The organism is Butyrivibrio sp. NC3005, from assembly GCF_000424545.1.
Lineage (GTDB): Bacteria > Bacillota > Clostridia > Lachnospirales > Lachnospiraceae > Butyrivibrio.
In genome coordinates, this window is the sequence record NZ_AUKC01000025.1 from 37,769 (window position 1) to 59,824 (window position 22,056).

Below are 22,056 nucleotides of genomic sequence, written 5' to 3' on the forward strand. Positions count from 1 at the left end.
TTCAATTAACACTTGCTATTACATCTACGATATACAACTTGGAGTATACCTGCTATCTTTTGAAAATATACTCCCTTCTAAGCTGACAAGATAATTAAAAAAATCTTGTATAGCCTAGAGGGGAGTATTTTTTGTGAAAGGAGATTATGATGGAAGAGAAAGAAAAAGTGTTTGGATACGCACGGGTTTCAACAAAAGAGCAGAATGAAGACAGACAACTTATCGCGTTAAAAGAAAAAGGAGTTCCGAAAAGTCATATTTTTGTAGATAAACAAACCGGTAAAAATTTCGAGAGAACTCAGTATCAAAAATTGTTAAAAAAGCTTGATGAAAAGTCAGTCCTCTATATAAAATCCATTGATCGCCTAGGACGAAGCTACAAAGATTTGTGCGAGCAGTGGAGGATAATCACCAAAGAGAAAAAGGCCGATGTGGTCGTAATAGATATTCCTATCCTTGATACAAGAGCAGAAAAAAATCTTCTAGGTACATTTATTAGCGATTTGATATTGGCTTTACTATCATATGTATCAGAAAATGAATATCTATTAATTCGTCAAAGACAGGCAGAGGGAATTGCAGCAGCAAAGAGGCGGGGAGTTAAAATGGGAAGACCCTCAAAGCCTCTTCCTGAAAATTTCCCTGATATATATCAAAAATACAGTAGCGGAGAAATAACTGCTACGAATGCTGCAAAAAGCCTGAAAATGCCAGTATCTTCTTTTAGATATAAGGCAGAGATTTATGAAAATAAAGCGACAAAAAAGTGATCTGTTTTTCAAAGAAAAAAGCACCATTTTATGCTAACATAGCATTAAGGGTTAAGAATAATATGTGCATTGATAGTAATAAGAAAGTAGAAGTCATATCACATTTTTTCTTTTTGGGAGGTTACATATGTTTTTTGGTGGATTTTTAAAAACAGTTGATTTAGAAAAGTCTGCTGTTTCGAATTCGGGCAAAAAAGCCTTGATTTTGTCAGTTCTTATTAGTTCTATTATTATCTCTGGATGTTCGCCACACAAAGACAAAGTTCAATCACAGAACATATTACTTGGATTTAGTCAGCTTGGTACGGAAAGTGCCTGGAGAAGCGGCAATACTGCGGACATTGTGAATAAGGCCAAGGCTTCTAAAGTAAGTCTTATGATGGAAAATGGTAATAGAAGGCAAGAGGATCAGATTGCGGCAATAAGGCGTTTTATAGCATATCAAGTCGATGTGATTGCCTTTTCTCCAATAGTGGAAGAAGGATGGGATAATGTACTACTGGAGGCTAAAGATGCAGGAATACCGGTTGTTCTGGTAGACAGAGATATCAGTACAGATAATCCTGATCTTATCAGTTGCAAGATAGGTGCGGATTTTTACAACGAAGGAGTAATGGCGGCTGACTATCTTATTAGAAAAGCAGATTCTCTCGGGAAAAAAGAAATCAAAATAGTGGAAATAACAGGAACTAAAGATTCTACCCCTATGCGAAAGCGACAGTCTGGATTTATGGATACTATAAAAAAAGATTCCAGAATGACTGTGATAGAGAGCATAAACGGTGATTTTCTCAAAAGCTGCGGAGCCGAGTGCATGCGTCATTTAATGAAAAAATATGGCTCAGAAATTGATGTGGTTTTCAGTCATAATGATGAAATGACTCTTGGAGCACTTCCTGAAATAGAAAAGGCAGGACTGCTTCCAGGCAAAGATATCGTGATTATATCAATAGATGCTGGGCAGGAAGCAATTAATGTTCTCAAAGAAGGAAAAATTAATTGCGTTGTTGAGTGTACGCCTATGCTGGGCAAAGAACTTATGGATACAGCGACTAAGCTTAAAAATGGTGAAAAGGTAGAAAAGGTTATTCATCCAAAAGAGGGGTATTTTTGTGATGAGCAGGATTTATCAGAATTATCTTTGAGAGGGTATTAGGGAATGAATAGCAAAAAAACAGAAAAAAGCATTATCGGCCAGATAAATGATATGAGTCACAAACTGGTTCTTATTTTGGTTGTGCCTATTTGTTTAAGTCTTGTTTTGATGCTGTTTTATGCTGGTAAGTACAGCAGAGCCATTTCGAGAATGAATACAATCGCCAGTCTGAAAAACATAGTGGCATTGCAGATTCCGGAAACAGCTTGGAATATAGTAAGTGGTCGTGACAGCATTGAAGAAAGCAGGATATATCATTCTATTGAAAATGTCGAGAAAGTCATAGATGAAGTTAGAAATGCGACCGGAGAAGAAAACAGACTTTCACTTATTGTGGCGAACAGGACGATGAAGACTTTGGAAAAATATGTTAATCAGATAAGGAATAACATAAACAATGAGGTTCCTGTAGCAGAAAATGAAGCCGTTCTAGTGGAAATAAGGGAAGTTGCAAACCTTGTAGATTCTATGCTAAACGAATATGTTGCCAAAGAAATAGCCTCAACAGGCAGGATGAGTCTAACACTAAAAGCCGTAATTATGGTGACTGCTATAATAGAAACATTCATCGTAATAATGGCGCTTTATATAAGAAAACAGTCTATGAAAAAGACTTCAATCTTTGTCAAAAAGCCTATCGATAATCTTGAAAAAGTGGCCAAAGCCTTAGCTGAAGGAACCCTTGATGCCAGAATAAAAGAAACCGAAGTTACAGAATTAAGAAATTTGACTTTTCAGGTAAATACAATGGCCGACAGGCTGGAAACAATGATGAAAAAAAGTATAGAAGATGAAAGAAATCTTCGAAAAGCAGAGCTAAGGACGCTGCAGGCTCAAATAAATCCACATTTTTTGTACAATACGCTTGATGCAATAGTGTGGAAGGCGGAAGCTGAAGATAAAACAGAAGTTATTGCATTAACAAGTGCTTTAAGTGATTTTTTTAGAATCAGTTTGTCATCAGGAGCAGACTGGATTCCACTTAGTCAGGAAAAAAAGCATATTGAAGGATATCTGAAAATTCAACAGACAAGATATAGGGATATCATGCGCTACGAGATTGATATTCCAGATGAGATAGGTCATTTTTATATACTAAAACTCCTTTTGCAGCCACTTGTTGAAAATGCTCTCTATCATGGAATAAAGATAAAAAGGGGCGGCGGTGTTATTAAAGTGACAGTCAGGCTTGAAGATAACTATCTTTTGTTTGAAGTAAAAGACAGTGGTATAGGGATGACACCTATGCAGATTTACAATTTACAGGATAGGATGCGAAAGGGGCAGCCTTTTCTTAGCGAGAAGTCGGGGGGCTTTGGTCTTGTAAATGTGAATCTCAGGATAAGACTTTATTATAATCAGACGCAGGGACTTGATATAAGTAGTGACGGTGGCGGAACAACAGTTGGTTTTAAAGTTCCCTGCAGAACAAGAGAAGAGGTAATGGAGTATGAGGGTATTTCTAGTTGATGATGAAATTGTAGTAAGAGAGGGGATAAGGGAGGCTTTTCCCTGGGATGAAAGTCAGTATACTCTAGTAGGAGAAGCGCCTGATGGTGAGATGGCTGTTCCAATGATTCGTGATACCAATCCAGATATTGTTATCACGGATATTAAGATGCCTTTCATGGACGGAATTGAACTATGTAATATCCTGCGAAGTCAGTTTCCATGGATAAGCATTATAGTACTAAGCGGATATGATGAATTTGAATATGCAAGAAAGTGTATCCAGCTTGGAGTTAAAGAATATCTGCTAAAGCCTATAAATGCAGAGGAACTTCATATTTGTCTGGATAAAGTAAGACTTGTTATTGAACAAGAGAAAAAAGAAAGAGAACATGCACAGAGTCTAAGAAAAAGAATCGAGACAGGAAATCGTTTCGTAAAAGAAAAACTAATAGATGCACTGTTTTCAGAAGATGCAATGGAAGGTGATGCAGTCAATGTATTAGAACAGTTAAATGCTATGGGAAGCTGTGTAAATGCTTCGTTTTATGTCGTAATAGATGCAGCTTTTAGTCCAGTAACAAACGGTCAGGCTATTGCAGCGGAGTTGGCTGATAAAAGTTTCGGGAAAGTACATACGTCTTCAGCAAGAAGTGGAACAAGACTACTGGTATTAGGGGATAGTACAAGTGATACAGAGGAAAGAGTGTATGCTGTTGCAAATTCATTGTCACAGGAACTTGAAAGAGCAGGCTGCGGTAGTATAAGGATAGGAATAGGTGAAATAGTAAATAATCCTTCGGATATACTAAAAAGCTTTAAGTCAGCAAGACATATAAGGCATCTCCTTGTAGAAAAAGACGATGAGAAAGCTCTTATACTTGGATGCAGAGAGTTTGGAGATTTGACAGAAGATAAGAAGAGTTTGAATGTTATAAACGAAGCAAAACTTTATATGACGAAGCATTTTACAGATTCAAATTTGATGCTTCAGGATGTGGCTAGGGCTGTCGGTATGAGTAACAGCAGATTTTCAACAGTTTTTTCTCAGCAAAACGGGCAGACGTTTACTGAATATTTAATCTTCCTAAGGCTTAATAAGGCAAAAGAAATGCTTAGGACAACATCTTGCAAAAGTTCGCAGATTGCGTTTGATGTTGGATATAACGACGCACACTATTTTAGTTATATTTTTAAAAAGAATATGAGAATGACACCCTCTGAGTATCGTATGCGATACCAAAATCAACCAATGTAAAATAATTATTAACCTTTTATCAAAAAATGAAATGATATTTAACCCTTCCAAAATGAATGTTGATTTACGCTAAAGCAATAATTTTGTACTCTTTAATTAGTAAATGTCGTGACAAAAGTTACTACCAAAAGGATTTATAAGACTTGGCGGTAACAGGAAAGTACAAAAATAAGGAGGGGTATTTCATGAGGAGGTTAACAAAAGTTGCAGCAGCGGTAATGGCATTTTCGCTTTGTTTTTCACTTTGCGCATGCGGCTCTGAAAGTGAGAAGGCAAGCGGAGCATCAGGCAGTACGATTACTGTCGGAGTAGTTAATAATCCGCCATCAGAGTCCGGCTATCGTGAAGCTAATGTAAAAGACATGGAATCGGTTTTCTCAAAAGAAAATGGTTATGAACTTAAAGCGTTCTACAGCCTTAAGAATGATGAACAGCTTCAGGCAGCGCAGGGATTTATTACTGAAGGTGTTGATTATCTTCTTATTTCTGCAGCTGAGACAACAGGTTGGGATGAAGTCCTTCAGTCTGCAAAGGAAGCTGGAATCAAGGTATATCTGTTCGACCGAAAGATTGATGTAGATGAAAGCCTTTACGAGGCAGCAGTAGTTTCAGATATGGCAAAAGAGGGTGAGACAGCTGTTAACTGGCTTCTTGATCAAAAGCTTCCTGAATACAACGTAATTCATATTCAGGGCGCTATGGGTTCTGATGCACAGATTGGACGTACAGGTGCTCTTGATGCACAGTTTGAAGCTGGTACGATGAAGAAAGTCGTTCAGCAGACAGCAACATGGGATGAAGCAGAAGCTAAGAAAATCGTTGAGTCTGTAATTAACAGCAAAGAGAAATTCAATGTAATCTATGCTGAAAATGATGGTATGGCAAAGGGGGCTGTAGCAGCACTTGATGAAGCAGGTATTACTCATGGAAAAGATGGTGATGTTGTAGTAATTGGTTTTGACTGCAATAAGTGGGCTCTTAGAGAACTTCTTTCAGGTACATGGAACTATGATGGACAGTGTTCTCCATTCCAGGCCAAGATTATAAGTGACCTTATTAAGAGTGGAAAAGAACCTTCATCAAAAGTAATCATCAATGAAGAAAAGGGCTTTGATGCAAAGACAATTACTCAGGGCGACATCGATACCTATGGTTTAGGCGAATAATTCTGTGAAATAAGCCAAAAGGAGCAGCCTTGTTGTATTTTTGTGACAATAAGGCTGCTTTTTTAACACAAAAGGAGGATTGGTATGTCTGATGAATATCTGCTTAAACTCCGGGGAATAGAGAAGTCCTTTCCAGGGGTAAAGGCTCTTAAAAATGTGGATTTTACATTGCGAAAAGGTGAAATTCATGCACTAATGGGTGAAAATGGTGCAGGAAAATCAACTCTTATAAAAATTTTGACCGGAGTATATCCAAAAGATGATGGTGAAATATCAATAGAAGGAAAAAGTGTTTCCATTCATTCTCCCAAAGATGCTCAGGAAAACGGAATCAGCACAGTATATCAGGAAATTACTTTATGTCCGAATCTTACTGTGGCTGAAAATATGTTTATCGGAAGAAAAAAAGAAAAGTGGGTTAATCATAAAAGCTATGAGAAAAAAGCAGACGAGCAGTTAAAGAGTCTGGGAATACCGGTAAAAGGTTCAAAACAGTTAGGAAAATGTTCGCTTGCAGTTCAGCAGATGGTGGCTATAGCAAGAGCCGTTGATATGAATTGCAAGGTTCTTATATTAGATGAGCCGACTTCATCTCTTGATGATAAAGAGGTAAAGATGCTCTTTGATTTAATGATAGATTTAAAGGCAAAAGGTGTTGGCATTATTTTTGTAACTCATTTTCTGGAGCAGGTTTATGAAGTAAGTGATAGGATTACGGTACTTAGAAATGGAGAACTTGTTGGAGAGTATCTTACAAGGGATCTTCCACAGGTAATGCTGGTATCCAAGATGATGGGCAAGGAATTAAACGAATTGGATACTTTTGAGGAAAGCAAGGTTCATGAATCAGTAGATTCAGAAGTTTTTTATGAATCAAAAAATCTTTGCAGTGATGAAACAAATCCTTTCTCCTTTTCTATCAGAAAAGGAGAAGTTAATGGATTTACAGGGCTTCTTGGTTCAGGAAGAAGTGAAATTGTAAGAGCGATTTTTGGTGCTGATAAAGTTACCAAAGGAAAAGTATTCATAAATGGTAAAGAAGTTAAGATTAATCGTCCTATAGATGCAATGAAAAATGGAATCGGATACCTTGCGGAAGATAGAAAACGTGATGGTATTATCGCAGAGTTAAGCGTACGAGAGAATATTATCCTGGCGCTTCAGGTGATGAATGGATTCTTTAAACCTATAAGTAGAAGTGAATCGGAAGCGTTTGCAGATGAGTATATTAAAGCTCTAAACATTAAGACAGCAAGTAGCGAGACTCCGGTTGGCTCACTTAGCGGAGGTAATCAGCAAAAAGTAATTCTGGCAAGATGGCTTCTTACCCATCCTGACTATTTGATATTAGACGAACCAACAAGAGGTATTGATGTAGGTACAAAACTGGAAATTCAAAAACTAATCCTTAAGCTAGCTAAAGAAGGTGTAAGCGTTACATTTATTTCATCTGAGGTTGAAGAGATGCTTAGAACCTGCAGCAGACTTATTGTTATGCGAGACAGGCACATTGTGGGTGAACTCAAAGGAAAGGATCTTAATCAGACAAAAGTAATGAAGACCATTGCAAAAGGAGGGGAGAAATGAAGGGAAAATCTAATAGAATTTCCAGAAACGGATTGGGACAGCTGACAATTCCTGTTATTGCTCTAACCTTGCTGGTTATATTTAATTTGATAAGAGATCCTGGATTTTTTAGTATCGGTATTACACATAATAATTATGGAAACGCAGTGCTATCAGGAAATTTTATCAGTATTATAAATGGGGCAAGTGAGCTTGCAATACTTGCAATTGGAATGACTCTTGTGACAGCCGCAACGAAAGGGCAGGATATAAGTGTCGGCGCAGCTGCTGCTATAGCGGGTAGCGTATTTGTTAAGGTGCTTAAGGCTTTTTCATCTATATCGGTAGGTACAGTTATTTTTGCTTTTATATGTTCGTGCATAGTAGCTATGCTTTTTGGAGCATTCAATGGAACACTTGTTTCTGTATTCAAGATTCAGCCAATGATAGCAACACTTATACTTTATACTTGCGGAAGATCTATAGCATATTGGATAAACGGAGGCGCAACTCCTACGGTTTCGAGTCCTGTTATTTCTGCTATAGGAAGCTTTGCACCAGGTATTCCTATTCCTATGCCTGTTATTATAGTCATAATTGTTACTGCAATTTTTTATCTTATTTTTCATTTTACATCGTTAGAACTTTTGACACAGGCAGTTGGAATTAATCAGTCTGCAGCTAGACTTAACGGTATCAATACAACATTTATAAAGCTTTTATCATTTGTTCTTCTAGGTTTTTGTGTTTCTGTTTCTGGATGTATCGGCGTTAGCAGACTTGGACTTATAAATCATGAGACTTTGCTCTTAGACGTAGAAATGGATGCAATTTTGGCAGTTGCAATTGGAGGTAACAGTCTTGGCGGAGGTAAATTTAAAATAAGCGGAAGTATCCTTGGAGCATATGTAATACAGATGCTTACTATAACTCTATATGCAATGAAGGTTTCTTCTACAGATGTTAAGGCATATAAGGCAGTTGTAATCGTAGCGCTAGTCGTAATCGGTTCTCCAGTTGTGAAAGAACATTGCAGAAAACTGTTTCAAAGGACAAAGACGCAGTCTAAGGGAGGTGAATGCGAATGCAGAACGCTTTAAGTAAAAGAAAAGAGCCGCTTACCGATACACAGCTTTTGATGACAATAACAATATGCATTTTTGCAGTTATGTATATTTTGGCTATGATTATTTTGCAGGGGGGCTTTTTGCATGCTCAGCAGATTTTTGATTTGTTAAATGATAATGCCAGTTTGATTATAGTTTCCTGTGGTCTTACTATTGTAATGATTGGTGGTGGAATAGACATAAGTGTAGGAGCGGTAACTTCACTGGTTGCTATGAGCTGTATTCTTTATCTTAATAAAGGTGGAAATGTATTAGTAGCAGTTCTTATGGCAGTTGGAATTGGTATAGCTTTTGGCAGTGTGCAGGGATTTCTAATAAGCTATTTGAAAATTCAGCCATTTATAGTAACGCTTGCAGGTATGTTCTTTGCAAGAGGAATGACTACTATTTTGTCAGTTAACCCGGTAAAGGTTGATAACAGCAAATTTGAGGCACTTAGAAATGTTAAAATAAAAATTCCTTTCCTGGGATATGTAGCCAAAAATGGAAATCTTGTTCCTGCAAAAATGGAGCTAGGTGTTGTGATTGCTCTATTATGCATTATTTTAGTTTTTATCCTTCTAATGTATAACAGACTTGGGAGAAATTTCTATGCGATGGGAGGAAATGAGCAAAGTGCTTTAATGCTGGGAATAAATGTTAATAAAACACGTTTATTTAGTTATATAATAAGCGGACTACTCAGCGGAATATCAGGATTTGTTCTTATGATGCATACAGGAGCAGGAAATGCTACCAATGCGCTTGGAATGGAAATGAATGCAATCGCATCTTCTATTATTGGAGGAACACTTCTTACAGGGGGGGTTGGTAATATCATTGGAACTTTCTTTGGTACAGTTACACTTTCGACGATTAAGAAGATAGTAGTATCAAGCGGACTTAAAGATCCATGGTGGCAGAGTATTACAACTGGCGGAATGCTTTGCTTCTTCATACTTCTTCAGAGCATAGTCCTTAGTAGAAGACAAAAAAATTAAAACTGTTTAGTTACTGTATATCTGATTTGAACTGGTATACAGTAACTTTTTTATTGTACAAATACAGTTGGAAACTTAAATTTTTTTTGTTATAATTTATATTTGTAGCGAAAAAAAGAATAAAGATTGTTGAGGAAAAATTAATGTCATTTGAAGTAAAACATTTGCAAAAAAAATTTGGAGACAAGCAGGTTGTTGAGGATTTATCCTTTGAACTTAAAGAGCCTGGTGTCTACGCACTTCTTGGAACAAATGGAGCGGGAAAATCTACCTCGATACGAATGATTCTGGGTATTCTTGCGAAAGATCACGGGGAAGTTCTTCTAGATGGTGAGAAGTTTGATACTCGTAAGGTCAATGTTGGATATCTTGCAGAAGAAAGAGGTCTTTATCCAAAATATCCTATAATGGATCAGCTTTTATACTTTGCATCTCTTAAAGGATTGTCAACAGATGTTGCAATGGAAAGAATAAAGTATTGGGGAGAGAGACTTAAGGTGACAGAATATCTTTTCCCTGAGAGAAAAAAAGGAAAGAAAGTTAAAAAGGTTACAGCTGATCAATTGTCCAAAGGTAATCAGCAGAAAATTCAGCTTATGGCTGCTCTTATATCTGATCCACAGTTTTTGATATTGGATGAGCCTCTTTCAGGTCTTGATCCTGTAAATACAGAGCTTTTTAAAAGTGTTATTCATGAAGAAATAGATAAGAAGAAATACATTATTATGTCTTCTCATCAGATGCCGGTAATCGAGGAGTTCTGCGAAGATATAACTATTCTTAACAGAGGAAAAGTGGTTGTTTGCGGAAATCTCAATGAGATAAAAAAATCCTATGGACGAGTTAATCTTTTTGTTAAATGTGATGAAGACATTAATAATATTATAAGTGAGTTGGGTATAAAAGTTGTAAACGACACACCTGCAGGAATCCAGTTAAAAGTCAGGGATGAGCAGGAAGCAAAGAATCTTATGAAACGTCTGAACGAGGAGAATAAAACGATAGTAAGATTTGAGCTTAGAGAACTTTCACTTCATGAGATTTTCCTCGAAAGTGTAAATGGAAACGTAGAAGATAGTCAAAAACTTTCTAGTGAAGATATGATGGAGGAAAAGGTAAGTGAATAAAGGTGATTTCAGGGGATTTAAGCAGGTCTTTTTGTTTGAATTTATGACAGGTATCAAAAAGACTTCGTTTAAAGTATTTCTTTTAATATTATGTGCTATGGCTTTTTTTGTTTCGCCGATTCTTATCCTTATAGGAAATATGCATGGTGATAAGGATTCAGGAAATGGAAAGAAAGAAAAAAGCTCTATTGAGTCTGTGTATGTTTATGATGAAACAGATCTTTTGATAGACTATGACCTATTAAGAAAAAAAGCTCTATATAAAGAAGTGTCTTTTATAAAAGACAATAAAATGTCTTATGAAGATGCATCTGCAAAGCTTAAGGAAGATTCTAATCATAATAATCTTGTTATTAAAACTGAATATGATAAAAAGAATGGTTTTGATGTAACCATTGTTACTTCTAAAAAGTCTGATATAAAAGATTCTGAACTTACAAAGTTTCAGAAAGACTATTCTGATTTTTATAGGGCAGAAGTTTTGAAAAACCTTGATGTAAGTAAAAACGACTATGAGTATCTGTCAAAAGATATCAATGTTGAAGTTATGACTTCTTCAAAGAATGGAACTTTTGCAAAAGAATCAAAAGGCATTTCTATGGACGATTACTTCATAATGATTGCTGGTCTTATGGTAGTATTTATGCTCATAAATATGTCGGCAAGTAATGTGGCTACTTCTATTGCTACTGAAAAGTCCTCCAGAGTAATTGAGTTTTTGCTTACAGGAACAAGACCTTTAGCACTTCTTTTGGGCAAAATAAGTGCAAGACTTCTTGAAACACTGATTACAACTGTAGCAGTATATTCTAGTTATTATTTATCACAGATATTTTGTCTGATTTTGGAAGCAGACAATCTTCCGGCTTCCGGCACTCAAGGTGAAATAATGGCTGTTGCTTCTATTTGGGAGACTATAACTATTTCAAAGTTACTTATTGCGGTAGTGTATTTTTTGGCAGGACTTATTTTGTTTTCCATTATAGGAGCCTTGACAGGCGCTAGTGTATCTAAACTTGATGAACTTCAGGATGCTTTTAAAACATATAGCTTTTTCCTTGTAGCCTGTGTTTATGTAGATATGTTTCTTATCATTATGATGCTTCGCTCGGCTGATTTTGGATTTTTTCAGAACTTCTGTGCGATATGCCCTATTACAGGTGCATTTATTACCCCGGCACTTGTACTGACAGGGAAAATTAGCACGATGACAGGTTTTTTTGCACTAATGGTTATTATCATTACAGTGGTTGTAGTTTATATTTTTGCGGCAGCAGTTTATGAGTCTATGCTTCTTTATCAGGGCAAACGACTCAAGATAAAAGACGTGGTTACTCTCATGAAAAAGCAGGTGGTTGAATGAAGAACTGGCTAAAAGTATTGAATTTTACATTAAAGCAGGCTGTTAATGGCTCTAAGTTTATAGTATCAACAATTTTGGTGGGCATTTTTATTATTGCAGCAACAGCTGTTTCAAATGTTCTTTTATCTGGAGTATTTGATGATGATTCCAATGTTAAAGACTTGAAAGCAGCATATGTAATTAATGAAACTGGTATTTCAATTGATTCAGATAGTTTTGTTAAAAAACATCAAAAAGATTATCCGTTTCTAAGCATAAAAGAGATATCAGGTATTAGTGGAAAAAAGGCAGCATCAGACTCTAAATATCTTAATGAAGATAAAGATTTGTCTGTAGTACTTGAAATTACAGAAGATAAAGAAAGCAGTAATCTTACAATCTATATCCCTGAGTTTAGCAAGATAGATAAAGATGATGCCAAAGATTTTGGCAAAGACTTTGCAAAAGAATTTAAAAATTCGAAGATCAAAAATACCAATGTTTCAGAAGAAAAACTAAATATGGCAATAAGTGATCTTCGTTTCAAAAAAGTAATAGCAGAAGAATCCGATAGTCAGGAAGATCATGATTTTTTGTCTAGTACAGTCTCTATTATTACTATGGTATTTATTTATGTATTGGTAGTTATTTATGGACAGAATATTGGACAGATAATAAGTATGGAAAAAACATCCAAACTAATGGAGTATATTCTGACTCTAACAGGTCCTTCTGGAATTGTATTTGGCAAAGTTACAGCTATATTTTGTGAAGCAGTGATACAGGTAGTTTCATGGATATTGTGCGGTATAGGTGGTTTTGCAATCAGTAATGTCATAATATCCCAAAAAAGTGGTACCAATGAAAAAACAATTATATCCGCATTTATGGATATGCTTCCAGAGGGCGGAATAAGCAATAACTTTATAATGCTTTTAATTGTTTTAGTTATCACAATGCTCTTTGCTTTTTTGTTTTACTGCTGTGTATCAGCACTTTTTGCTTCATTTGCAGCAACTGCAGAAGAACTTTCACAGACTAATTCTTTATCAATAATGTTTATACTTTTTGGTTTTTTTGCAGCTACGTATATACCTATGATTACAGATAATTCTGAAGTATTTATGATAATTATGAGAATTGTTCCTTTTACAGCAGCATTCGTTTTGCCAGGAGATATAGTGGCTGCCAGAATAGGAATTGTTCCATGGATTTTGTATATGATGCTTCTTATATTCTTTACAGTCATGTTGGCGATTCTGACTGGAAGAGTGTATAAGAACAGATTGTTTAAAAGAGGTACAAAGGGAATTTTCGCAGAAATTGTATCTTCAATTACAGGTAAGACAATTTCAAAAACATCTGACTTTGAAGATAAAGAACAGGTTAGTAGTAATGTGACAGGCGGCTTTGATTATGCCAAAATTGATAAAGCAAAAAAAGCTTATACCATTGTTGGATTTGCTCTTCTTGCACTTACGCTGGGAGGTCAAACGATTGGAGGATTAATAGGAAATGTAATAGCAAATCTTATTGCAGCACATAAACATATTAGTCTTACGGAGGTTTATAAGGATACTACTAACATTTCGATTATTAATATTGTTATAGTATACTGTATTGCATGTCCTTTATGTGCACTTGTTATGAAATTTGCTAATGATTCCGTGCAAAAGGTAAAAGGGCATGTCTCAAAAAGTTTGTACATAAGATCAATATTTGCTGTTTTTCCTGTATCAATAGCACTTTCATATTTTAGTACTTTTCTTGCATCTATACTGTCAGGTGGAGAGGCTGAGAATGCTACTATTGGAAGACTTGTTTCGGATAACAATATACTTGCAATGATTATGGTATCAGTGCTTGCTCCAATCTTTGAAGAGCTTGTATTTAGAAAACTTATAATCGATAGAACCAGAAGATATGGCGAAGTAATGGCTATTGTGTATTCAGCACTTGCATTTGGATTATTCCATTGCAATATATATCAGTTCTTTTATGCTTTTGCCATGGGTATTATTTTCGGATACATATATGTAAGATCTGGAAATATAATAATGACTATAGTGATGCATATGATTGTGAATACTTCAACGTCAGTATTGTATCCGTTGTCACCACAATTACTTCAGTATTTTCAGTATGTTATGAGCGTATTGGGAACAATATCTATTATCTACACGATAATAAAGAAAGATATAAGTTTTGAGAAAACAAAGGATGAAGTAATAGCAAAAGAGCTTTCACCAATTGCATTTTTGAACTCTGGCTCAGTGCTGTTTGCAGTTATTAGCTTGTTTATTACAGCATATTCATTGATTTTTTCACACTGATAAGAGTAGGAAGCTGAAATTTATTTGTTTAAAAGGATATTTTTCGTCGCAGACACGCTTTCGCTTGATTATAAACGTAGTGGTACGTAATGCGCTAAAAAACAGCGCATAAGAATGCGGCATAATTTAAACACTTTTAAATTATGTCGTCTGCCAAAAGCAGATTAAAAGGCATTATTTATGCCTTTAAACCCCAGACCAACGTTTATAAACAGTTCTGCTAGCAGTTTATATTGCTATTGATTTATTTATATAAATTCCAGCTTGTCGAAACGACCTCTACCAATGTGAACTGAACCCCATTTGTTAGACAAAAATGTCTAATGAATGGGGATTTTTATGTTTATCAATAAATTGCAGGCTCTGTATTAAAAGTAAAATAGATAAATTCTTTAGGTTAGAATCGCTGTAAGGTCAAACGAAAAAGCAGCTTGAGGTAGCTGTTCTTTTTTATGATTTTTTTACCATTTAAGGGATTTTAAGACCGTTTAATGGGGTAGACGGTTTTTGCAAGATTACTTCATTATACTCTAGGTATCGGGCGAACCCAGAGGAAAGGAAGTAAATATGGAAAAAATAATGTTGGAACTGTGGGATTTACACAAAATTTATAGTGTTGAAAAAAGTGGTGTGAAATATGAGGCACTAAAAGGAGTTGATTTCCAAGCAAAGGAAGGCGATTTTATTGCTATTATGGGAGAATCTGGTTCAGGCAAGACCACAACTTTAAATATTATTGCGTCTCTTGATACACCTACAAGTGGTGAAGTAGTAATAGGCGGAGTTGATGTTTCTAAAATGAACAATAAAGAGATTTGTAAATTTAGAAGAGAGAATCTTGGATTCGTATTTCAGGATTTCAATCTTTTGAATTATTTTACAGTAAAGGATAATATCGCATTTCCGTTAGTTCTTTTAAATAAGAGCAAGAAAGAGATAGATGAGAAGGTTAATGAATTGGCAGAACAGACAGGTATTACAAAGCTTTTAGACAAGTATCCATATGAAATTTCAGGTGGAGAAAAGCAGAGAACAGCTGTGGCAAGAGCTTTGGTTTGTGACCCTCAACTTGTGCTTGCAGATGAGCCAACAGGAGCTTTGGATTCAAAGAATTCAGACCAGCTTATGGAGTTGTTTCAGACATTTAATGAAAAGGGACAGACAATAATTATGGTTACCCATAGCATCAAATCTGCATCAAAGGCAAAAAAGGTATTATTCCTAAAAGATGGAATGATAGGAAATACTCTTGATAAAGCTGACCGAAATGATGACGAGTTTGAGGAAGAGATAGCAAACTTTTTATATAACAGTGGAAAGTAGGTGAGGTGTTATGAAACAAAGCTTTTGGGCGAAGATAGCCTTTAAAAATATTTTTGAGAATAAAAAGTATCATTTGGCAAACCTGATTGTAAGTGTTTTTACAGTCATGACACTTTATCTGTATATTTTTATGGCTACTAATCCAGGATTGAATAATGCGTCAGGCGCAGCGTCTTTAAAACTAATATTATATTTGGGATGCCTATTCTTATCCGTAGTTACACTGGTGTTTAAAACATACACCAATAAAATTTTTATCAAACGAAGAAATAAAGAGCTGGGGTTATATGCAGTTTGGGGATTGGAATCAAAGCATATAAACAGCATTATGACATTTGAAGCATTATATATGTATTTAACTTCAGTTTTTCTAGGAATACTTTTGGGCGTTCTATCTCAAAGATTTGTGTATGAAGGATTGTTTTCACTTATGAGATGTGATTCTAAATACCAAAATGGTTTTATGTTTTCAAATATTTGGATCACGATGTTTATATTCTTAGGAATAGATTTTCTAATTCTTATGAAGAATAAGAAAACTATTCGTAAGCAGCAAGTGATTACACTATTAAAGGCTGAGGATTCCAACAAGGTTATAAAAAGATTAAAGGCGACTGATTTTATTAAGGGAATATGTGGATTGGCCTTAATTGTAGGGGCATATATATATGTTAATACCGTAGATGATCTTATAAATAGTATTTCCAATATATTTATAGCACTTGTATTTTTGTTTATCGGAAGTTATCTGGTTATTTCATGCTTCGTTGTGATGATAGAGTTTTATTTGAAAAAGAAAGATGGAATTTACTATAAGAATACATTTTTCACAACCATAGCAAAACTTATTTCAAGAACAAAGAATAATGCACTTTCTTTGGCTGTGATTAACATTTTATTTACCTGTATAGTAATCGGAGCATCTACTACTATAGCTCTTTATCTAGGGACAGATAGACAGGCAAGTGCTGCATATAAGGTTGATGGAGAAATAAACACAAAAAATCGCGAAGATGTTGGACTTGTGGTCGACGCAGTTTATGAAGCTGCTACTGAGGCTAGAGTTGATGTAGAAACTATAGGTACGATGGATGAGTACGCATTTCAGACAGTCTTTGATGAAGAAAACGGTACATTTTTAAATGATAACGTATCAAATAGATCGTTGCCGGAAATAATATCTTTTGTTAGTTTGGAAGATTTCAATAAGAGTGAGAACACAAATTTAAAGCTTGAAAACGGCGAAGTATATTTTGTTCCTGATATAGACCTTGATATGAAGGATTTTGATACTCTTAATGTTTACGGTAGATATTTTAAAGTCAAAGGGACTCTTTCACCCTCGTCCGATTTTTACGTAGATAACATCAAGTATGGATATAAGTTCGCAATCATAGTAAAGGACTACGAAGATATTGAGGATATTCATGAGTATTTAGCAGGTAAGGGGAATACGAGAGAAATCTTCCATTATGTAGATTATAACGTTTCAGGGGATATCGAGGATGAGACAAGAGTGGAGACTATTTTAACTGAAAAGTTAAAGCAAATAGAATCAGTAGATTATTATGATAGTAATGCTACTCAGAAACGAACCAGATATGAGCAAAATGCTATATTTTTATTCATTGGTACATTTATTAGTTTGATTTTTGTAATGTATATGATTTTTATCATGTATTACAAACAGATACAGGAAGCAGTGGACGATGCTGACAATGTAAGAATAATGGAAAAAATAGGCATGACTGCTGGGGAGATTAAACGTTGCATTATGGCTGAAAATGGAATATTGTTTTTTATCCCTATTGGGATGGCATTTTTCCATGTAATCGCCTGCTTTAAGATAATCTGCGATTTATTAAAGTTGTTTATGCTTACAGATATGGATTTTACGAGAATATGCATATTGGTATTTTCGGGAGCATTACTAACAGCGTACATGATTATGTACTACGGTGCTTATAAGGTTTATACAAGCATTGTTTTACAATAGTTTTCGTTATTCCCCTACGATATTGAATCTCATGATGATATATTGTATAAATATTTTGAGACTAGCGAAGGGGGACAGGTTTTGAAGAAGACAATCATAGGTATTTGTGATGATGAACCACAAATTTGTATATTAATACAAAACAAGATTTTAGCTGCCTTAAATAAATTGTACGGAGATGACGATGAGTTTTTTGAAATAAAAATTTATGGCACAGCAAAAGAATTACTAGATAATATTGAGGATATGGATATTGTGTTCCTGGATATTGAAATGCCTGAAATGGATGGTCTTGAGGCAGGGAAGGAGATTTTGAATAAAAACTCAAATTGCCGTATTATAATGGCCACTAGCAATGATAAACGCTATGGCGAGGCGTTTAGGATTAATGCACATCGTTATCTTAATAAGCCTTTAAAGGAAGAAGAAATAGAGGAGGCTATTTCTTCTTCAATGGAAAAAGCTGTTGGTGGAAGTACAATAGAGGTTTATCTTAATCGGATCAAGTACAATATTGCACAGAATGAAATTTTTTACTTAAGAGCCTACAATGGATATGTGGAAGTATATACGGCAAATAATGTATTTACCAAAAATGTTTCTCTTGAAAAGATGGAAGAAGAATTAGACTGTCGTTTGTTTTCACGTATTCATCGACAATATCTTGTTGGATTAAAGCATATAAGTCGTGTGAATAAAGGCGTAATACAGTTAAAAAACGGTGAAGAGCTAAAAATATCCAGAAGAAACCTTCAGAAGTTTGAAAAAGATTATGTAGAGTATGATTTACATTATGGAGGTTGACATGGAATTAGGATTAATTATTTTGACTTATGCTTTTACCATGACGCAATATTTCTTTATTTTGTGGAGTTTGAAGATTCGTGTTAAGCGTCGATATGCTGTTTGTATCGGAATAGCTATTTTAGTACTGTTTTGGGCTGTTCTAGGGCGTACATTTGAACCTGGTGGTGAAGCATTTTATGGGATTCGAATAGCATTTATTACCATCCCTTTCATGATCGACAAGGAAAAGTTACGAGATAAGATTGAGAGCGCTGTTCTAATAGCGCTGATGAAAGATTGTTTGCTACTGTCCATTGAAACTTGGTTTGCTCGCAGGACATACAATATTGAAACTAATTTTTTCTATTTGTCTTTATATTTTGCTGGAGAAACCATAGCAGTATTAGTATTTGCAATAGTGATTAGAAAAGTGATATCTAATTTTGATAGTGGAAGGATTCGTAAGATTGGTAGTTTTTTGGATTATTTGATTTTTCTAGGTCTATTTGATATTTTCACTTGCCTTTGGTGGTGCTATAGAGAGATTATAATAGGTAATTTTAATGCTTTCGAAGATACTCTCTATACCAGTTTTGGTGCTGTTTCTTTGTTGTTGCTAGAAATTACCATTCTATATAAGAAATGGTTGGCAGAGCAGTTGGAGAAGCACGCTACAGCAGAACATGAATTATATCAGATGGAGAAAAACTACTATTTGTCTTTGTTGGATAAAGAGGCAGACACCAGAAAGTATCGTCATGATATAAATAACCATATGATTTGTATAAAAGCACTACTTGATGAAAAAAATTATGATAGTCTTGAAGGATATATTTCCAATCTTTATGAAGATACAAATAGTCTGGTAAATAAGGGATATAAAACGGGTAATGATATTTTGGATGCCATGACGAATTATTATTCAGATAGTATAGATGATGATGTAACATTTTCAGTAATTGGAAACATACATAAGCCACTGACAGTGGATAGTATTGGTTTGTCATCTATATATTCAAATCTATTGTCGAATGCCATCGAAGAACAAAAGAGACTTCCAGAGGGGCGTGAACGCTATATTAAAGTGACGTTGAAAGAAGGTAACAGATATGCTCAGATTATGGTAGCAAATGCGATGACACAAGAGAGCATTTTGAGACCCGAAAAAATGAAAACAACCAAGGAAGACATAAATAACCATGGATTTGGAATAGCTAATATCCAAAAGAATTTAAAGGAATGCAATGGCTCCATGTCTATCGCGGCTGATAATTTTGAGTTTTGTGTTAAAGTAACGATTCCAATAAAGAACTTTGATATTTTAACTAACGGCAAAACCCTTGGGAAATAAAAACTTCCATACAGGTGGTTTCTGGGACTATCCGGATGAAACGCAGAATTAAGGGTATGTAAAGGGGCAGAAAATCATGGTTGTAGAGATTACAAATCCACAGGAAAAACAGACGATTGCAAGAAACATATTAGAGGCTCTCACAGAGTGGTTTGGAATCGAGGAAAGCAGAGAAGAATACATCACAGGAAGTGCGGATTGGACATTTTTAGCTGCTAAGGAAGCAGAGAAATACGTGGGATTCCTCTGTTTAAAAGAAACTGGCAAGGCTACAGTCGAACTAGCTGTGATGGGCGTCTTGAAAGACCATCATCGGAGTGGTATAGGACGACAGCTGGTAGTAAGAGCAAAAGAGGTTGCTAGAAGCCAGGGCTATGAATTCATGCAAGTGAAGACAGTAAAAATGGGTGTATACGATGATTATGACAAAACCAATCATTTTTACATCAGCTGTGGATTCAAGGAACTGGAAGTGTTCCCTCTTTTATGGGATGAGTGGAATCCCTGCCAGGTGTATGTACTGTCTTTGAAATGAACCCTGTGGGACGGGGTTAGAGGTCTAGAAAAGAAATATGTTGTATATAAAAAGTATATCAATCCCGAATGTAAATCCCTATAAGGATTTAGGGTTCCAAGGGTTTAACAATCGATTTTATTATATGGATACTGCTTGGGGCAGACATAGTTGCCCTATCGAAGAAGTAGATTACGAAGCGTTTTTTGGACAACGCTATAAAAAGGACACGGAGATAGGTTATCTCGTGGATGAAACCTTGGCAAATATTTTGCATAGATTAGGGCAAAGAGACTATGAATTTATGTTAAAGTTATATTCGGATGCGGAGATGCACTTCGAAGACGGACAAGTTAAATTCACCTATCTTCAGAAGTTTTCGAATCAGGACATACAAGGTTTTGACTACGTCTCTAAGACAGATTCTTTCCCTATCTCGGAAACCTATCATGCGTATATCAAGGGGTTACGGGAGGCGTATGAGAATAGTCGTCAGCAGTACATATAATCAAACTATGAGGTCCATGGTTTTCACGATAGTGGTGAAAGAAAGCTAGAAGAAGGAACTACAGAGTATTTAATAAAGATGAAGCTTTAGTTGAAAGATGGTAAGGCTCTAAAGATGGACGAGTATAGAGAGGCAGGAGATGAATATGAAAACATTAATAATTTACGGTCAGAATCATCAGGGATCGACTTACCATATAGGCAAAGAGTTGGCGGATAAAATTGGTGGAGATACAAAGGAGTATTTTCTTCCAAAAGATTTTGGAGAGTTTTGTCTGGGGTGTACCAATTGTTTTATGAAAGGCGAGGAGGCCTGCCCACATCATGAAAAGTTGAAGCCTATAGTAGAGGCTTTAGATGAAGCTGATGTTGTGATACTAACAAGCCCCGTTTATGTTTTGCACTCAACAGGTTCGATGAAAGCATTTTTGGATCATCTTGGTTATAGATGGATGGTTCATAGACCAGAGGAAAAGATGTTTAAAAAGCAGGGTGTTTGCATAAGTACTGCAGCAGGGGCAGGAATGAAATCTACCAACAAAGATATGGCAGACAGTTTGTTTAATTGGGGAATTCCAAAGATTTATAAATATGGAATGGCTGTGGCAGCTACAAGTTGGGAAGAGGTTTCTGAGAAGAAATTGGCCAAGATTCATAAAGATACAGATAGACTGGCGACAGCAATTAAAAACAACCATGGAAAAGTGAAGCCAAGTGCTAAATTAAAGGCTTGGTTTATGCTATGTCGATTTATACAAAAGAATGGATACAATCCTAAGGATATGGAACATTGGAACGAAAAAGGCTGGACAGCTGACAAGCGTCCTTGGAAGTGATTTATTGGTTTCATATCAAAGGATTTTTTATTGGCGAGGCATTAGCTTTTGTTAGATGTGCGCTTGCGGGATTAATGGTGCAGTTTGTATAGAAGATTGTTAGAAGAGGTTAATAACTGTTGAATAATACTTATAAAACTATATAAAAAGATGTTGCGTTTTATAGTTTGCTGATGTATAATAATATTGAAAGGAGCTAGCACTTTGAGTAAATATTATTCTATACATGAATTTTCAAAGATTATAGGTGTATCTGCGCAGACATTACGAAATTGGGATGCTAACGGAAAACTTCATCCACATCATACTACAACAAGTGGTTATAGATATTATTCTGATGAACAACTTAACCAAGTAATGAATGTAAAGCCTAAAAATCGTATCACAATTGGATATTGCCGAGTATCGAGTCAAAAACAAAAAGATGACTTAGAGTGGCAAATTGAAAATGTGAGAACGTATCTTATAG

Annotated in this window: 18 protein-coding genes; all 18 read left to right on the forward strand. The window is 35.5% G+C overall.

Annotated elements, in window-relative coordinates; translation table 11 throughout:
- Positions 1-149 precede the first annotated feature (149 nt).
- Positions 150-770 (forward strand): recombinase family protein, encoded by a 621-nt coding sequence (locus tag G634_RS0108125; protein WP_026504869.1) that lies wholly within the window; start codon positions 150-152, stop codon positions 768-770.
- A 127-nt stretch (positions 771-897) separates the two neighbouring features.
- Positions 898-1,926 carry an ABC transporter substrate-binding protein gene (locus G634_RS0108130; RefSeq protein WP_051233770.1) on the forward strand — a complete coding sequence of 343 codons (1,029 nt, stop codon included), beginning with the start codon at positions 898-900 and terminating at the stop codon, positions 1,924-1,926.
- A 3-nt stretch (positions 1,927-1,929) separates the two neighbouring features.
- Positions 1,930-3,396, forward strand: a complete 1,467-nt coding sequence (locus G634_RS0108135) for a sensor histidine kinase (RefSeq protein WP_026504871.1) — start codon at positions 1,930-1,932, stop codon at positions 3,394-3,396.
- A complete protein-coding gene (locus G634_RS0108140) occupies positions 3,377-4,633 on the forward strand; it encodes a response regulator (protein WP_026504872.1) in 1,257 nt (418 codons plus the stop codon). The genes G634_RS0108135 and G634_RS0108140 overlap by 20 nt, the downstream gene beginning before the upstream one ends.
- Positions 4,634-4,818: 185 nt before the next feature.
- On the forward strand, positions 4,819-5,799 hold the full coding sequence (locus tag G634_RS0108145) for a substrate-binding domain-containing protein (RefSeq protein WP_026504873.1): 981 nt from the start codon (positions 4,819-4,821) through the stop codon (positions 5,797-5,799).
- A gap of 84 nt (positions 5,800-5,883) precedes the next feature.
- Positions 5,884-7,386 (forward strand): sugar ABC transporter ATP-binding protein, encoded by a 1,503-nt coding sequence (locus G634_RS0108150; protein WP_026504874.1) that lies wholly within the window; start codon positions 5,884-5,886, stop codon positions 7,384-7,386.
- Entirely contained in the window at positions 7,383-8,465 is a 1,083-nt protein-coding gene (locus tag G634_RS0108155; protein ID WP_026504875.1) for an ABC transporter permease, read from the forward strand. The genes G634_RS0108150 and G634_RS0108155 overlap by 4 nt, the downstream gene beginning before the upstream one ends.
- A complete protein-coding gene (locus G634_RS0108160) occupies positions 8,450-9,472 on the forward strand; it encodes an ABC transporter permease (protein WP_330364797.1) in 1,023 nt (340 codons plus the stop codon). The genes G634_RS0108155 and G634_RS0108160 overlap by 16 nt, the downstream gene beginning before the upstream one ends.
- Positions 9,473-9,615: 143 nt before the next feature.
- The gene (locus G634_RS18500) at positions 9,616-10,599 is read left to right on the forward strand and encodes an ABC transporter ATP-binding protein (protein WP_051233771.1); all 984 of its coding nucleotides are present in this window, start codon (positions 9,616-9,618) and stop codon (positions 10,597-10,599) included.
- Positions 10,592-11,962 (forward strand): ABC transporter permease, encoded by a 1,371-nt coding sequence (locus tag G634_RS0108170; protein ID WP_026504877.1) that lies wholly within the window; start codon positions 10,592-10,594, stop codon positions 11,960-11,962. Before G634_RS18500 ends, G634_RS0108170 begins: the two co-directional genes overlap by 8 nt.
- A complete protein-coding gene (locus G634_RS20270) occupies positions 11,959-14,274 on the forward strand; it encodes a CPBP family glutamic-type intramembrane protease (protein WP_051233772.1) in 2,316 nt (771 codons plus the stop codon). Before G634_RS0108170 ends, G634_RS20270 begins: the two co-directional genes overlap by 4 nt.
- Positions 14,275-14,841: 567 nt before the next feature.
- The gene (locus G634_RS0108180; RefSeq protein ID WP_035799359.1) at positions 14,842-15,597 is read left to right on the forward strand and encodes an ABC transporter ATP-binding protein; all 756 of its coding nucleotides are present in this window, start codon (positions 14,842-14,844) and stop codon (positions 15,595-15,597) included.
- Between the two features lie 10 nt (positions 15,598-15,607).
- Positions 15,608-17,593, forward strand: a complete 1,986-nt coding sequence (locus G634_RS0108185; RefSeq protein WP_026504879.1) for an FtsX-like permease family protein — start codon at positions 15,608-15,610, stop codon at positions 17,591-17,593.
- Positions 17,594-17,674: 81 nt separating this feature from the next.
- Positions 17,675-18,397, forward strand: a complete 723-nt coding sequence (locus tag G634_RS0108190; protein ID WP_026504880.1) for a LytR/AlgR family response regulator transcription factor — start codon at positions 17,675-17,677, stop codon at positions 18,395-18,397.
- 1 nt (position 18,398) lies between these two features.
- Positions 18,399-19,730, forward strand: coding sequence for a sensor histidine kinase (locus G634_RS0108195; RefSeq protein ID WP_026504881.1), 1,332 nt, complete (start codon positions 18,399-18,401; stop codon positions 19,728-19,730).
- Positions 19,731-19,806: 76 nt separating this feature from the next.
- The gene (locus tag G634_RS0108200) at positions 19,807-20,265 is read left to right on the forward strand and encodes a GNAT family N-acetyltransferase (protein ID WP_196805305.1); all 459 of its coding nucleotides are present in this window, start codon (positions 19,807-19,809) and stop codon (positions 20,263-20,265) included.
- A gap of 632 nt (positions 20,266-20,897) precedes the next feature.
- Positions 20,898-21,587 (forward strand): flavodoxin family protein, encoded by a 690-nt coding sequence (locus tag G634_RS0108210; RefSeq protein ID WP_026504884.1) that lies wholly within the window; start codon positions 20,898-20,900, stop codon positions 21,585-21,587.
- Positions 21,588-21,791: 204 nt separating this feature from the next.
- On the forward strand, positions 21,792-22,056 hold a 265-nt coding region (locus tag G634_RS0108215; protein ID WP_026504885.1), incomplete at its 3' end, for a MerR family transcriptional regulator.

What these genes read in the sequence shown, in the direction of transcription:
- G634_RS0108125 (WP_026504869.1), top strand. Translation starts at nt 150, where the DNA reads ATGGAAGAGAAAGAAAAAGTGTTTGGATACGCACGGGTTTCAACAAAA.
- G634_RS0108130 (WP_051233770.1), top strand. Translation starts at nt 898, where the DNA reads ATGTTTTTTGGTGGATTTTTAAAAACAGTTGATTTAGAAAAGTCTGCT.
- G634_RS0108135 (WP_026504871.1), top strand. Translation starts at nt 1,930, where the DNA reads ATGAATAGCAAAAAAACAGAAAAAAGCATTATCGGCCAGATAAATGAT.
- G634_RS0108140 (WP_026504872.1), top strand. Translation starts at nt 3,377, where the DNA reads ATGAGGGTATTTCTAGTTGATGATGAAATTGTAGTAAGAGAGGGGATA.
- G634_RS0108145 (WP_026504873.1), top strand. Translation starts at nt 4,819, where the DNA reads ATGAGGAGGTTAACAAAAGTTGCAGCAGCGGTAATGGCATTTTCGCTT.
- G634_RS0108150 (WP_026504874.1), top strand. Translation starts at nt 5,884, where the DNA reads ATGTCTGATGAATATCTGCTTAAACTCCGGGGAATAGAGAAGTCCTTT.
- G634_RS0108155 (WP_026504875.1), top strand. Translation starts at nt 7,383, where the DNA reads ATGAAGGGAAAATCTAATAGAATTTCCAGAAACGGATTGGGACAGCTG.
- G634_RS0108160 (WP_330364797.1), top strand. Translation starts at nt 8,450, where the DNA reads ATGCAGAACGCTTTAAGTAAAAGAAAAGAGCCGCTTACCGATACACAG.
- G634_RS18500 (WP_051233771.1), top strand. Translation starts at nt 9,616, where the DNA reads ATGTCATTTGAAGTAAAACATTTGCAAAAAAAATTTGGAGACAAGCAG.
- G634_RS20270 (WP_051233772.1), top strand. Translation starts at nt 11,959, where the DNA reads ATGAAGAACTGGCTAAAAGTATTGAATTTTACATTAAAGCAGGCTGTT.
- G634_RS0108180 (WP_035799359.1), top strand. Translation starts at nt 14,842, where the DNA reads ATGGAAAAAATAATGTTGGAACTGTGGGATTTACACAAAATTTATAGT.
- G634_RS0108185 (WP_026504879.1), top strand. Translation starts at nt 15,608, where the DNA reads ATGAAACAAAGCTTTTGGGCGAAGATAGCCTTTAAAAATATTTTTGAG.
- G634_RS0108195 (WP_026504881.1), top strand. Translation starts at nt 18,399, where the DNA reads ATGGAATTAGGATTAATTATTTTGACTTATGCTTTTACCATGACGCAA.
- G634_RS0108200 (WP_196805305.1), top strand. Translation starts at nt 19,807, where the DNA reads ATGGTTGTAGAGATTACAAATCCACAGGAAAAACAGACGATTGCAAGA.
- G634_RS0108210 (WP_026504884.1), top strand. Translation starts at nt 20,898, where the DNA reads ATGAAAACATTAATAATTTACGGTCAGAATCATCAGGGATCGACTTAC.